Here is a 13,667-nt window from a genome sequence, read left to right on the forward strand (position 1 = left end):
GCTTAACCTGGCACGGGCCTGACCGCGGGTATGGAGGTTTACGGACTCGTCGGAAACCCCGTCGGGCACTCCGTCTCGCCCGCGCTCCACGAGGCGGCATACGAGGCCCGTGGGCTTGACGCACGCTACGTGACCCTGGAGACCGACCCGAACCGCCTCGGAGCGGCGATCGAGGGGGCAGCCGCCCTGGGGATCGACGGCCTGAACGTGACGATTCCGTTCAAAGAGGCCGTTCTCGAACTGGTCGAACCGGACGAGACCGCCGCCAAGATCGGCGCGGTCAACACGATCGACTTCTCGGGCGAAACGCCGACCGGGCACAATACCGACGCCGCCGGAGCCAGGCGAGCGCTCACGCACCACGATGTCGACCCGGGCGAGCGAACGGCCCTGCTGATCGGGGCTGGTGGGGCCGCCCGGGCGATCGGGTTCATGCTGGTTGAGGCCGGGGCGACCGTCCACGTCGCGAACCGGACCGCCTCGCGAGCCGAATCGCTCGCGGCGGACCTGGACGCGACGGGCCACCCACTCGATGCCGTTCCCGAGATTGCACCAGGCACTGATCTCCTCATCAACGCGACCAGCGTGGGCATGGAGTCGGATCGCTCGCCCGTGCCCGCGTCGATTTTCCGCCCGGAGATGGCCGTCATGGACGCCGTCTACACCCCGCTGGAAACACGATTTCTCAGGGACGCCGCGGCGGCCGGCGCCCAGACGATCGACGGGGCCTGGATGCTGCTCTACCAGGGGGTCGCCGCCTTCGAGCGGTGGACGGGACAAAATGCGCCAGTCGAGGCGATGAATCGGGCGTTGCGAGCGGAACTGGGGGCGGCGTGAATGTGGCGCGTTTCGCTGGTCGAGTGGCTTCGCTCGCTCTTTACGACCGGTGACAGCCCGGACCGGGACGTGATGGCCCCAGCGACGGCCACCGAACGGGCAGTCAAAGCACCGCTCTCGGAACTTCAGGAGGAGGAAACCGAGTCAAAGCTCCCCGGCTCCGTGGATGAAAAAGGACTTAGGACCGCGCGCGGAGGGTAGGGTTATGGATGCTGTCGTACTTGCGGGGGGATATGCGACCCGGCTGTGGCCGATCACGAAACATCGGCCAAAGATGTTTCTCCCGATCGGATCCGAAACGGTCATTGACCGAATTTTCGCCGAACTGGAGGCCGACGAGCGCATCGAGACGGTCTATGTGAGCACGAACGAGCGCTTTGCACCCGACTTTCGCGAACACCTCAAGAGCACTGACTACGAGAAACCACAGCTCTCTATCGAGGAGACGACCGCCGAATCGGAGAAATTTGGCGTGATCGGGGCCCTCGCTCAACTGGTCGACCGCGAGGGCGTGACGGACGATCTGATCGTACTGGCGGGGGACAACCTCATCAGCTTCGACGTGAGCGAGTTCGTGGACTTCTTCGAATCCAGGGGCACCCCGACCATCGCCGCCTACGACGTCGGCAGTCGGGAACGCGCCAAGTCCTACGGGCTGGTCGAACTGGACGGCACCGCCGTCACGAACTTCCAGGAGAAGCCGGCCGACCCGCAGAGCACGCTCGTCTCGATCGCCACCTATGCCTTCCCCGCCGAGTCACTCTCGCAACTGGAGACCTACCTGGCAGGTGACAACAACCCCGACGAGCCGGGGTGGTTCATCCAGTGGCTTCAGGAGCGGGGGCCGGTCCATGCCTTTACCTTCGACGGCGCGTGGTTCGATATCGGAACTCCGGAGAGCTACCTGGACGCCGTCCGCTGGGCCCTCGACGGGGAGACGGTCGTGGCCGAGGATGCCACGCTCGTCGACTCCACCCTCGGGGAGAACGTTCACGTCATGGGCGGGGCCCGTATCGAGGACTCACAGGTTCACAACGCCGTTATCTTTCCGAACACGACGATCCGTAACTGCGAGGTGCGGGACTCGATCATCGACGAGGAGACCTGCATCGAGAACATCGATTTCTCGGGGGCACTCGTCGGTGCTCACACCGACCTCTCCGCGTCGAACTGATCAGCCGAGCCGGGCGGACTCGATTTCGACGTGGCCACGGGTGCCATCCCAATGTGTCGTGTACTCGATTTCGATCGGCTGGTTCATGTGCGGACCCTCTGTGACGAGCGTCTCGAACTCGCCGCCCTCGCCCAAAACATGGACCCCGTACTGCTCGTTGAGGGCCTGTAACTCCGCGAACGCTTCGCGGTCGAGGGTTCGCCCGAGCCAGGATTCGTCGAGTCCCGCCGCGGCCACGGCCACGATCTTGATCGTAAAGCCCCGGTCGAGGAACCACTCGCCGAGTTCGACGGGATCCCGTCGCCAGAGCGGAGCGTACATGTCGATGCCCAGTCGGCGGCACATATCCGCGATTCGGGTGGCCTGGAACTCGCTCTCGATGGCTCCGACGGTTACACCGGCCAGGCCACCAGCGACCTCCTCGTCGAGGGCTTCGAGGGTTTCTTCGAGCGGTTCGAGCTCTTCGTCCCCGCGCTCGCTCGAATCGTGGCCCGTACTCGTGCCGCCGGGGACCGCCGTCAACTCGACGCCGATGCTCGTTGCAGCCAACTCGGCCAGGCGGGTTGCCGGCACGTGATAGAGATAGGAGTCACCCTCCGGGTGGACGGTCACCAGCCGATCCACGGCCAACCCGGCCTCCCGGGCCATGACGAAGGCTGCGACCGAGTCCTTGCCCCCGGAGAAGAGACTGACCCACTGCCCGTCTTCCATGCCTCAAATTCGTGCCCGAGCGGGAAAACCAGTCCGACTCAGGCCGCTTCGGGGTCCCGGTCGCCATCGTGGGTCAACCGCGAGGTGAGTCCGATCCCGAGCAGGCTCACGAATATCCCCAGGAGGACGAAGCCGGCCAGCCGGTGTTCCGGCGAGAGCGTGAGTCCGCGGATGGTGATCGCGCCGATCCGGGTCGGTTCGAGGACGATCCCATCGATGATGGCCGCCCGTTCCAGAAAGTACGCGGCGAATCCACGGACGACCAGTCCCATGGCCAGCGCCCCGAAGGGCAGGTTCAGGGAGGCGGTGCGAATCGTTTCGTCCCGGAGGACCTCGTCCACGAGCCGCCCGATCGAGGCTGCAATCGCGCCCAGGGCGATCCAGGGCACGCTGTAGTACGCGAAGGCCATCACGGTCACGAACTCTAACCCTTCGATCGGCAGTTCCGAGGCGCCAAGAACCCCCACGAAGATTCCGACGAGCGCGAGGCCGGCGGCGATTACGGAGGTCACGATCGAGATCCGCCCGGAGTAAAGCGCATCGCGGGCCTGCGTGGAGAGGGTCGCGAGCCGCTCGTCCACCCCGAACCCGCGATAGAGGAGGAAGGTGCCGATGACCGCCGTGATCGACCCGATGGCGACGGCCACGTCGCTCAACATGAGAATCGCCGGGAACACCAGCATGACGATCCCGATCGGGATCAGCACCGTGCCCCGGAGCTCCTCGTCCGCGAGGAACTGCTTGAGCAGGTAGTAGGTCGATTCGAGGTCCCTGGCCTGGCGGACGACCACGCGATCGACCGAATCGATCCGAATCCGGCTCTCGATGATCGGCAAGAGTCGCTCGTCCTCGGTGCTGTCGATGACGACCACTGCCGAGTCCGGATCGTGGATCTCGATCAACTCGTCGATCTGTTTTGCGATGGCCTGGTCGGCGGACACGACGTTCTCGGCGTTGCCCGAGACGATCCCGACGACGGCTGACTCCCCCGTTTCCTCGATGTCCCGGCCGACGGCGAGTGCCTCGAGTAACGTGTTGACCGTCGAGTCCTCCGGGTCTTCCATCCCGAATTCGACGATCAGATCGGAGACGGTCTCCACACCGCTAACGGGCAGGGAAACGCCGGTCTTGCCCGGGACGTCTCCGGTGCGATCGATCGCCACGACCAGGGTCTGCATCCGGCTGTCAACTCGCCCCGACGGAATAAAAACCTCCGGTGTCGCCTACAGGTGGCCGCTCTTCTGGAGCTTGCGCAGGTCCTCGGTGTCGAGGGTTTCGCCCTCCTTGAACCGCTCGTAGATCTCCTCGGCTTCCTCGCGAGCTTCCTGGCGCTTCTCCTCGCGCTGGTCCTTGCGCTGCTCTTCCTCCTTTTTGTCCAGTTCGCGCAGGCGCTTCTGGACCTCGACGAAGGCCTGGTGGTGTGCGTCGGCCGCTTCCTGTGCCTTGACGAACTCTTCGTGTGTCTCGTCGGCCCGGTCACGAACGTCGTCGGCCTCCCGGTAGGCCTCGATCATCTGGTTGTGATGTTTCTGGGCCCGGTCGGCCAGTTCGGTGACCTTCTCGTGGTGCTTGGAGGCTTCCGCCCGGACCTCCTCCGCGCGGTCGACGAACTCCTCGAGGTCGTCGTTCTGGTCGAGTTTCTCCTTGCGGCTCTGGTACTCCTCGCGTTTCTCCTCGATCTCCTCGATGAGTTCCCGCTCGTCCTCGGTCGAGAGGACCTCGGTCTGCTGTTTGAACTCCAGGTCCTCGATCTCGGATTTCAGCTCTTCGAGGTCCTTGCCCTCGTCCAGTTCGAGGTCGGCCTTCATGTCCTCGACCTTCTCGAAGAGCTCGTTTGCCTTCGCGTTCAGCTCGTTCCGGACCGACTTGTGAGCCTGGACCCGGTCGTTGAGCGTGTCCCGGATTTCCCGGTGTTCCTGGGCGCTGTCGACCTTTTCGCGAGTCTTCGCGTTGAGATCGTCCCGCTTGGAGGCCCGGGAGCTGGCGAGCTGGTTGAGCTCGTTGCGTCGGTCCCGGAACTGGCCGGCCTTCTTGATCAGCTGGCCCTTGGATTTCTCCTGTAGCTCTTCGTCTGTGATAAGTTCGTCCGCACTCGATACCGTGATTTCAACTTGTTCTGCCATTGTTTTACCCTCTATTCCATACTGTCACGACGTTCGCAGGGCAACGGCTCCTCATCGATCCGAAGCCAACGTGTGAGAACCTTCGATCGTTTGTCGGGCTGTGCGCGAACACTCGTGATCTTCTGGTATCTACGTGTATCCCGGGACCCTGATTAAGTGTTTCGCTGTTGAATCGCGGCATCACTTTCACTTTCACCCCGCGCCAGGGTCGCCATCAAGAGGGCTGCAGTGCTGGGTCCAACTATGCTCGCGGACCTTGCGCTGACCTGTACCCGCTGTGGGGCACCCCTCGATTCGAGCGACCGGAAGCTCTCGATGCGGACGCCCGATGGCCTGCGACACGCCTACGAGTGTGAGTGTGAGGCGATCACGATCACGGTCTCGGCCGACCCCGAGCCCGCTCGCGGGACACTGTCCCGTCGCGAGTAGCATCACTCAAGGGTGACTCCCGTGTAAGGCGGCTATGCCGATCGAGGAACGAATTTCGGCGTCGGGACACGAGTTCGTCCTGGCCGAACACGCGAGCACGTTCGAGGTGACTACCGACGACTACCTCACGAAAGCCGGCGACTGTATTCTGGGGATCGAAGCCGACCGTGCACCGGCGGATTTCGACGCCGAATTCGTCGCGGCGGCGAGTGATGCCTCGGCGACGATCACTGCAACCTTCCGCGCGGACGGTCGTGCGGTCTCCATCACGGGTCGTGGGGATCCGCGGCTCACCTTCGAGAACGAGCGGAGCATGGTCGGTCGCACAAGTGAATACGTCGACGACCGGACGATCATGGTCGAAGCCGACGCCGCCGCGGCGGACCTGGATCGGGAGTTCGTCGCCGCGCTCGCGAACGGGGCCGACCTTACCGTCGTACTGCGGGTCGAGTGAAGCCGGCGTGTTTCGGGGCCGACCAAAACTGTTGAACGGCCCGCTTCCCGACAGTCACCCATGACCGAGCGATCCGAACCTGCACACAACATCGCCGCCGGGACGCCTGCCGAGGAGCGTCCCGGGGGGCAGGACCCCCAAACCCGGGCCGAGGCGGTCGTGGATCGTCTGGGGGAGCTTTTCTGGCGAAGTACCTACGGCGATCAGGCGGCCTTCGAATCGCTCGTCCGGACGATCCTCTCACAGAACACGAGCGACCAGGCGAGCCAGCCGGCCCACGACGCGTTAATGGATCGATTCGATGGTGAAGGGGACCTCGCCAGGGCGCTTGCCGAGGCGGATCGCGAGGCGATCGTGTCCGCGATCAAGTCCGCGGGGCTGTACAACCAGAAGTCGGCTGTCATCCAGCGCACCGCCGAACACGTCCTCGAGGACTACGGGAGCGCCGACGCGTTCGACCGGTACGTGCGCGAGGAGGATGCTGTCGAGGTCCGAGACACGTTGCTCACGCTGAAGGGTGTCGGGCCGAAGACCGCGGACTGCGTCCTGCTCTTTGCGGGCGGACGAGACGGTGTCTTTCCGGTCGATACACACGTCCACCGTATCTACCGCCGTCTCGGAATTGCCCCACCGGACGCCGATCACGAGGCGGTTCGTGCGGTACTGGAGCGGGAGGTGCCGCCACGGAAATGTGGCTACGGCCATACGACGAGCATCCAGTTCGGGCGGGAGTACTGCACGGCCCGGGACCCTGTCTGTCTAGCGGACCCTGACGCCTGCCCGCTCTTCGATCTCTGTGATCGAGTCGGAGTAAATCTCGACGCCGGGACCGTCACCGATCCCGCTGAAACAGTCTAGACGAACCGGAAGGTTTCGAGGTTCTTCGGTGCGAACGTGCGGATGTCGTACTTGTGATAGAGCGCCGATGAGAGCTCCTGGGTGGAGCGTTCGTCGCCGTGGACACAGAGAATCTTCTCCGGACGGGGGTTCATCGTCTTCACGAAGTCCTCCAGGCCTTGCCGGTCGGCGTGGCCCGAGAACCCGTCGACGGTCTCCACGTCGACCTCCAGGCTGAGCCGATCGCTGCGACCGCCGCCCGAGGAGATGGGAATCTCGTCCCAGCCACTCTGGATCCGTCGGCCGAGGGTCCCCTGTGCCTGGTAGCCGACGAAGACCATCGTCGATTTGGGGTCGGGCCCGAGGTGTTCGAGCCAGGACATGATCGGGCCACCGGTGACCATTCCCGAGGTCGAGAGGATGATCGCCGGGTCGCCGTCGGTAATCTCGCGTCGCTCGTCCTCTCCGCCGTCGACCTGGTTGAACTGCTCGGCCAGGAATGGGTTCTCGTCGTCGTGGAAGATCCGGTCTCGCAGATCGTCACGCAGGTACTCCGGATAGGTGGTGTGAATCGCGGTTGCCTCCCAGATCATCCCGTCGAGGTGGATGGGAATCTCGGGAATCTCGCCCTTTCGCATCGCCTCTTCGAGGACGAGCATGATCTCCTGGGATCGGCCGACCGCGAAGGCGGGGATCAGGACCTTGCCGTCCTGCTCGACGGTCTCGTTGATGACTTCTTTGAGGTGCTCTTCGGCGTCAGCCTGGTCGGTCTGGTAGTCGTTTCGACCGCCGTAGGTCGATTCGAGCACCAGGGTCTCCACGCGGGGGAAGTCATTGACCGCCCCGTTGAACAGGCGCGTGTCCTCGTAGTGGATGTCACCCGAGAACGCGACGTTGTAAAGGCCGTCGCCGATGTGGAAGTGACTCACCGCCGAGCCCAGGATGTGGCCGGCGTTGTGGAGCGTGAGTTTGATGTCCGGCGCGATGTCGGTCACGTCGCCGTACTCCAGCGGGATGGTGTGATTGATCGCCTCCCGGACCATCTCGGAGTCGTAGGGCGGCGTGCGGCCCTCCTTGGCCGCGACGTCGAGGTAGTCAAGCGTGAGCAGCCCCATCAGGTCCCGCGTCGGCTCCGTCGTGTAGATCGGGCCGTCATACCCGTACTTGAAGAGCAGTGGGACGAGTGCCGAGTGGTCGAGGTGGGCGTGAGTCAGAACGACGGCGTCGATGTTCGTTGCGCCGGCTCCAAGCGCCTCTGGCACCTGGAGGTACGGCACGTCGTCCGAACCGGGTTTGTCACCCGCGTCGATGAGGATCCGGGTTTCGGGGGTCGAGAGGATGAACGCGGCTCGACCGACCTCCCGCGAGCAGCCCAGGGTCGTGATCCGGACCCACTCCTCGTCGGCCATCTTCTCGCGGTGGATCTGGCGGCCGACCCGTTCCAGAATGTCTCGGCGCTCCTCCCGTTGTTGTTTCAGGAAGTTCCGCACGTTCGAGACCGTCGAGGACTCGATCGGGGGTGTCCGGACGACTTCGGGCGTCCAGCCGGCCTCCTGGGCGATCTCCCGGAGCGTACTCCCGTGTCGGCCGATCACCAGGCCCGGTTTTTCGGCCTCGATGACGACCTCCCCGGTGTCCTCGTGGAAGTCCAGATCGGTCACGCCGGCCTCGTCCGGGATGACCCGCATGACGTCCTCGCGGGCCTTGTCGGGCCGGGAGAGTACCGCGGGGTCGGGACGGACCGTAATTCGTTTGCGGAGTTGACTCGCGAGATCCCGGATCAGGTCGCCGTTGCGGGCAAATCGCTTCGGGTCCCGTGTGTACACGACCAGCTCTGGGCCCTCGTATTTCACCTCGGTGACGGAGATGTCGGCCGGTACCGCCTCGGTGATCGTCTCGTGAAGTTCCTCTAGTTGCCGGTCTACAGCACTCATAGTCGAATAGTACGGGTTCGGTGGTCGGTCATTGCATCAGGATCTTTCTTCGCCGGGCCGAATGGCCCGGTCATGTTACACTCGGTAATGGATACGACTGCCCAACGTGGGGTGCGGGAATCGACCGTGAGAACCCGCTTTAACGACGTATTCACGGTGCCCGATATAAAAACCTTCGCACCAGTTTCGCCTGCTCAGGTCATCGACGCCAACCGGGCAATGTACACCAGACTCACGAGGTGATCGGCCGTCTGGAGGGGTTGCCCGGCGCCGTCTGTACCACCGTCTTCGAACACTCTGACGTAGTCCCGGAGGTCGGAGGCGGCCCCCTCCCCGAGCCAGCCGATGTCGGCGTAGTACTCCAGGGCCTGGAGAGTCTGTCTGGACCCGGCCTGCTCGAGGGTGAACTGCAACCACTCGAAGACCGTGAGCCTGCCGGCGTACTGGTCGGGGACCCGTTCGAGATACGGCCGTTCCAGATCTGTCGGGTCAGCCCCGCCCTCGAGGAGGATGAGTTCCTTGAGTCGCGACTCTGGGAACTCGCCCGCCCCTGTGTTCGCCGCAGCGAGGTCCTCGCGGAGCGCTTCGATGTCTTCCTCGCGGACACTGCGTGCCGATTCCGCGGTGTTCCGGTCCGTCAGATCAGATCGTGGTGGCGGTTGTGTCATGGTGGGCAGCAACGTCGTTGCTCGGCCATTCTCGGAGTTTAGTCATTAAACTACTGGCCCGATTTTCAAAACCAAGAACGGGCAGTCCAGTATCGATGCCCCCAGCCGCCGATCGTCCCTCCAAGCCCGAACCCGGTCACGTGTGCGTAGACGTTGCTGATCGCGGGGCCGGCAAACGGATCCGCCGGGACGAGCGCGATAGCGCTCGTGAGCAGGACAGTACCGACCACCGTCGTGAGGAGTGCGGTCGTTCCAGCCCGGGGCCATCGGTCCACTGGACGCTGTCTATCCTGCTCGCTTCGGATTCGACTGCCCACGTCGAAAAGCAGGACCGCGACGCCGGCGCCAAGGATCCCGATAACGGTCGTCCAGGGCGGGTCGCCGACCACCCAGAGCAGCCCCACCAGCGTGCCGATCAGGACGTTGCCGCCGACACTGATCGCGACACGGCGGTCGAATTCCCGATGGAGAAAACCCAGAAAGAGCACGTAGAGCAGTCCCAGCATGGCTGCGACGACAGCGGACACACCGCGAGCGGCATAGCTGAGACTGGGGCTGAGCCAGCCAAAGGCCAGGTCGCTGACGAGTGCAGAGCCCGGCGGCACGACCAGTAAAATTGCGACCCCGGAGAGCCGGAACCACCACCGCTCCCGGATGAGCCAGGCGATTCCGTAGGCGACACCCGCCACGAGCCCGTAGCCCACCAGGTTTTCGACCAGGTGCGCTGTCGAGTGGTGGACTGCCCAGTGACCGAACAGGCCCTGGAGTGTGGTGGCGTCGGCGGAGTGGGTCAGACTCGCAAGGAGGGCTTCAGAGCCGGCAAAATGAATGAGACTGAGCGTCAATGGAATGACCAGCAATCCCGCCACGTCGAGTCCGAGGATCGTGAAGTCGACGTGCCGGTCGATCGTGCCCATACTGTCTCTCCGCTTTGATCGACTAATTCGCTTGTGGCCGGAAAGTATTATCGGAGCCGATAACTGCCGCCCTAATTACTTATACTACGATTTTGAACGGACTGGATAGGCAGGCACCAGCCCGGTGCTTGTGAGGACCCATGATACGCAACACACTCGGATCGATCAAGGAACGTTTCCCCGACTCGGGGGAACACGGTCAGGTTGGTATCGGTACCCTGATCGTGTTCATCGCGATGGTGCTGGTCGCGGCCATCGCGGCAGGCGTGTTGATCAACACGGCCGGCTTCCTGCAGAGTTCGGCCGAACAGACAGGCGAGGAGAGCACCGAACAGGTCACGAACCAGCTCCAGATCGTGAGTACGACTGGGGAGGTCGCGGCGACGGAGTTGACGATCGAGAACGAGAGTTCGGAGGACGCATTCAGCGTCCACGAGGACCTGACCTTCGAAGCCACGGTACACGATAACAACAACTCGCTGGATGATCCAGCAAACTTGACTGAGGAGGGCGGTGATGCGACCCTCCAGCTCGGCGATCTGAACGACACCCACACGGTGAAAGTTTCGGACGTCACGCTGAACGACGACGGGGCTGACACCTACACGCTCCAGTACTGGAACCCCGATGAGTTCGACCAGCCGCGGGAAGCGACGTTCAACGCCAGCAAGAATCTGACTTACGAAGGTAACGAACCTGGGGCCTTCGCCGAACTGACCCTTGATGGCACGACCGTCGAGATCAACAACACCAACGCGACAGTCTCGGGCTCCGACGAAGGGGTCACGCCGCTGGTCTCGGACATCGAGATGATCGTGACCCAGGCACCCGGTGCGAACGACATCGACATGAAGGGCACCACGATCAGCATGGTCGCCCCTGATGGCAGTCACGACCTCGTCTACCGAGGGCCTCCAGGTGAAACCGATCCTGTCGAGGACACCAGCTTCACCCTCTCGGCGATTCAGGACGACGACAACACCGTTCCCGTCCTGACCTCCGGTGATCGCTTCACGATCCACGTCGATCCTGGCACCTTGGCAGCAGGCACCAGCTCGGAAGTCTCCATCACGACGCCCTCGGGCGCGACGAAGTCCATGGAGATCCGCGTCCCTGACTCGCTCGCCAACCAGGAAGCCGTCAGTCTCTAACGTACGGACACCGCTTCGTTTTTCTTCTCTCCCGGTCCACGAACGTCGTGGCTAGTCTGTGTTATCGCAACCGATAATGGCAACCGTACTTTCTTATAGTAATTTGCTGAACGGGGTGGTAGGCAGGCACCCAAGCGGTGCTTGCGAGATACTATGATACGCGACACACTCGGATCGATCAAGGAACGGCTCCCGAAATCGGGAGAGCACGGCCAGGTCGGTATCGGTACCCTGATCGTGTTCATCGCGATGGTCCTCGTCGCGGCCATCGCGGCGGGCGTACTGATCAACACGGCTGGCTTCCTGCAGAGTTCGGCCGAACAGACCGGCGAAGAGAGCACCCAGCAGGTCACGAACCAGCTGCAAATCGTTAGTACGACCGGGCTGGTCTCCTCCGCGGAACTGACCGTGGAAAACGATAGTGGTCAGAACTTCGACATCCGGGAGAGTGAGGTGCTACAAGTCAACGTGACCAACTCGTCGGATTCGGGAACCGCGTCCCTCATTGAATCCGATGCCGATGACCCCACAACCCTTGAGCTCAAAGATTATAACACAACCTACAATGTCACCGTGAGCAATGTTGAGGTCAACGACGGCGACGAAGCCAGTACATACACGCTTCAGTACTGGGACCGGCAAGACGATGATATGGATGAGCCTCGGACAGCTACGTTCAACGCCAGCCGGAACCTAACTGCTGATGGCGATGCTTCTCTGACGGTGACCTACGACGATACTGACTACTCGGTCGATACCGGCGATGCTCCCGAATCCTTCGACGTCTCTGCCAGCGACGACAATGTGGAGCCTCGGGTGAGCCAGATCGAAATGATCGTGACCCAGGCACCCGGTGCGAGTGACATCGACATGAAGGGCACGACCATCTCACTCGTCGCCCCCGACGGCAGTCACGACCTGATTTACGAGAACCTGAACGATCAGGCCGCCCCCGCCGAGGATGAATCCTTCACCCTCTCGGCCGTTCAGGACGACGACAACACCGTTCCCGTGCTGACCTCCGGTGACCGGTTCACGATGCACATCGATCCGGGCTACCTCGACGCCGGCACGAGCTCGGAAGTCTCGATTACGACCCCCTCAGGCGCGACGAAGTCCCTCGAGATCCGGGTCCCTGACTCCCTGGCGAACCAGGAAGCCGTGAGCCTGTAAGGCCCATATCTTCTCTCACTTTCGAACGCTTTCGAACCACACCACACCACCAATGAACACGACACGCGTGCTCCTGATCGGCGTCATCTTCCTCGGGCTCGCAGCCTCGGGACCACTGCTGCCCACCGGCGCGAACGCCCAGGCGGACTGTGACCCGATCGAGGATCGCTCGCTCTGCATCGAGGCTGTCGAGTTGAGTGAGGAGTCACTCGTCCTCGGTGAACAGGGCGAGTTCACCGTGACGGTGCGAAACACGGGCGAGACCGTCACGAGCGGGACGGTCGTGCTCCACACCGCCAGTCCCGAGAACGAGACCGAGTCCTACGAGGTCGAGACGGTCTCGATCGATCCCGGCCAGGAGGCCAGTGTCTCGCGGGCGATCAACGCCAGCACGGTCGGCACACACGGCCTCCGGTTCACGGTTCTCGACGCCGAGACCCGCGAGCCCGCCGACGTCTCCGACGTGCACACGATCGAGGTGCTCGAAAGTCACCCTGCTGAACTCGGCGGGCCCATCGATCGCACCGAACTCGCATTAGTCGCCTTCCTCGGTGCCATTCTCTCCCTCGTCGGGTTGGGCTATCGAATGGTCCAGTCCTGATATGGCGGGACGGCGGCGGCACGCGAACCGCCACACGCGAAGCCAGGAGGGCAGGGGGGCCGATTCTGGACCCACCCGGGCCCAGATCGGGGCCGGAACGATCGTCATTCTCGTGGCCGTCCTGATCGTCGCCGCGACGACGGCTGGCGTCCTGTTCAACGTTACTGACGTGCTCCAATCCAGGGCTGATCTCACGGGCGAGGCCGTCACGGCAGAGGTCGACTCCCCGCTCACGGTCGTCGCAGTGACGGGGCGCGTGGATCAGACCGCTGATCCCCGTCGGCTGACCGACGTTCGGGTGATCGTCTCGGCCTCACAGGCGCCGGCTTCGGTGGACTTGCGACGGGCGACGGCAATCGTCGAGACGCCGGCTACGGTCGAGGAAATCGAATACAGCGCCGCGGGAGCAACTGTGGGCGAGACCTTCTCCGTCGAAGCGCTCGCGGATTCCGATAGCTCGGCCCCCGTCATCACCGAAACTACCGATCAGTTCGCGGTGGTGATCGAGACGCCACCGCTTGGTGTCCACGACCGGCTCGGGGTTCGGCTCCAGCTGGAATCGGGGGCCACCGAACGGATCCAGATCCGGGTTCCCGAACGGATCCGGACCGAATCTGCCGTCTCGCTCAGGTAGTCACCCACCGAATTTGGGGGGCGG

16 protein-coding genes are annotated in these 13,667 nt (G+C 63.3%); 10 read left to right on the forward strand and 6 right to left on the reverse strand.

Going from position 1 to position 13,667, the window contains the following annotated elements:
* Positions 1-30: 30 nt before the first annotated feature.
* From RH831_RS06530 to RH831_RS06540, 3 genes are read left to right on the forward strand one after another with little or no spacing between them, the layout of a single operon-like run.
* Complete coding sequence (locus RH831_RS06530) at positions 31-837, forward strand: shikimate dehydrogenase (RefSeq protein ID WP_310553417.1); 807 nt, start codon at positions 31-33, stop codon at positions 835-837.
* A complete protein-coding gene (locus RH831_RS06535; RefSeq protein WP_310553418.1) occupies positions 838-1,038 on the forward strand; it encodes a hypothetical protein in 201 nt (66 codons plus the stop codon).
* Positions 1,039-1,042: 4 nt separating this feature from the next.
* On the forward strand, positions 1,043-2,011 hold the full coding sequence (locus RH831_RS06540) for an NDP-sugar synthase (protein WP_310553419.1): 969 nt from the start codon (positions 1,043-1,045) through the stop codon (positions 2,009-2,011).
* On the opposite strand, the gene RH831_RS06545 is transcribed toward RH831_RS06540, so the two are convergent.
* The 3 genes from RH831_RS06545 to RH831_RS06555 are packed head-to-tail and all read right to left on the reverse strand — an operon-like array spanning position 2,012 to position 4,845.
* Positions 2,012-2,722 (reverse strand): diphthine--ammonia ligase, encoded by a 711-nt coding sequence (locus RH831_RS06545; RefSeq protein ID WP_310553420.1) that lies wholly within the window; start codon positions 2,720-2,722, stop codon positions 2,012-2,014.
* A 38-nt stretch (positions 2,723-2,760) separates the two neighbouring features.
* The gene (locus RH831_RS06550; protein ID WP_310553421.1) at positions 2,761-3,900 is read right to left on the reverse strand and encodes a DUF373 family protein; all 1,140 of its coding nucleotides are present in this window, start codon (positions 3,898-3,900) and stop codon (positions 2,761-2,763) included.
* Positions 3,901-3,945: 45 nt separating this feature from the next.
* A complete protein-coding gene (locus RH831_RS06555) occupies positions 3,946-4,845 on the reverse strand; it encodes a phosphoserine phosphatase (protein ID WP_310553422.1) in 900 nt (299 codons plus the stop codon).
* 243 nt (positions 4,846-5,088) lie between these two features.
* Between RH831_RS06555 and RH831_RS06560 the strand changes: the two genes are divergently transcribed.
* The 3 genes from RH831_RS06560 to nth are packed head-to-tail and all read left to right on the forward strand — an operon-like array spanning position 5,089 to position 6,586.
* On the forward strand, positions 5,089-5,274 hold the full coding sequence (locus RH831_RS06560; RefSeq protein ID WP_310553423.1) for a hypothetical protein: 186 nt from the start codon (positions 5,089-5,091) through the stop codon (positions 5,272-5,274).
* A gap of 40 nt (positions 5,275-5,314) precedes the next feature.
* Positions 5,315-5,728, forward strand: coding sequence for a DUF371 domain-containing protein (locus RH831_RS06565; protein WP_396275461.1), 414 nt, complete (start codon positions 5,315-5,317; stop codon positions 5,726-5,728).
* 60 nt (positions 5,729-5,788) lie between these two features.
* The gene (nth, locus tag RH831_RS06570; protein WP_310553425.1) at positions 5,789-6,586 is read left to right on the forward strand and encodes an endonuclease III; all 798 of its coding nucleotides are present in this window, start codon (positions 5,789-5,791) and stop codon (positions 6,584-6,586) included.
* Here the strand turns inward: nth and RH831_RS06575 are convergent.
* The 3 genes from RH831_RS06575 to RH831_RS06585 form a co-directional block, all read right to left on the reverse strand.
* Positions 6,583-8,499, reverse strand: coding sequence for a beta-CASP ribonuclease aCPSF1 (locus tag RH831_RS06575; protein ID WP_310553426.1), 1,917 nt, complete (start codon positions 8,497-8,499; stop codon positions 6,583-6,585). The two genes, nth and RH831_RS06575, sit on opposite strands and share 4 nt — an antisense overlap.
* A 194-nt stretch (positions 8,500-8,693) precedes the next feature.
* On the reverse strand, positions 8,694-9,167 hold the full coding sequence (locus RH831_RS06580) for a FlaD/FlaE family flagellar protein (protein WP_310553427.1): 474 nt from the start codon (positions 9,165-9,167) through the stop codon (positions 8,694-8,696).
* A 65-nt stretch (positions 9,168-9,232) separates the two neighbouring features.
* Entirely contained in the window at positions 9,233-10,084 is an 852-nt protein-coding gene (locus tag RH831_RS06585) for a hypothetical protein (protein WP_310553428.1), read from the reverse strand.
* 140 nt (positions 10,085-10,224) lie between these two features.
* On the opposite strand from RH831_RS06585, the gene RH831_RS06590 reads away from it, so the two are divergent.
* From RH831_RS06590 to RH831_RS06605, 4 genes are all read left to right on the forward strand, one after another.
* The gene (locus RH831_RS06590) at positions 10,225-11,235 is read left to right on the forward strand and encodes an archaellin/type IV pilin N-terminal domain-containing protein (RefSeq protein WP_310553429.1); all 1,011 of its coding nucleotides are present in this window, start codon (positions 10,225-10,227) and stop codon (positions 11,233-11,235) included.
* A gap of 153 nt (positions 11,236-11,388) precedes the next feature.
* Positions 11,389-12,408, forward strand: coding sequence for an archaellin/type IV pilin N-terminal domain-containing protein (locus RH831_RS06595; protein ID WP_310553430.1), 1,020 nt, complete (start codon positions 11,389-11,391; stop codon positions 12,406-12,408).
* Positions 12,409-12,460: 52 nt separating this feature from the next.
* Positions 12,461-13,009, forward strand: coding sequence for a hypothetical protein (locus tag RH831_RS06600; protein WP_310553431.1), 549 nt, complete (start codon positions 12,461-12,463; stop codon positions 13,007-13,009).
* Between the two features lies 1 nt (position 13,010).
* Positions 13,011-13,643, forward strand: coding sequence for a hypothetical protein (locus RH831_RS06605; RefSeq protein ID WP_310553432.1), 633 nt, complete (start codon positions 13,011-13,013; stop codon positions 13,641-13,643).
* The last annotated feature ends 24 nt before the right edge of the window (positions 13,644-13,667 follow it).

Source organism: Halodesulfurarchaeum sp. HSR-GB, assembly GCF_031432215.1.
Taxonomy (GTDB): domain Archaea; phylum Halobacteriota; class Halobacteria; order Halobacteriales; family Halobacteriaceae; genus Halodesulfurarchaeum.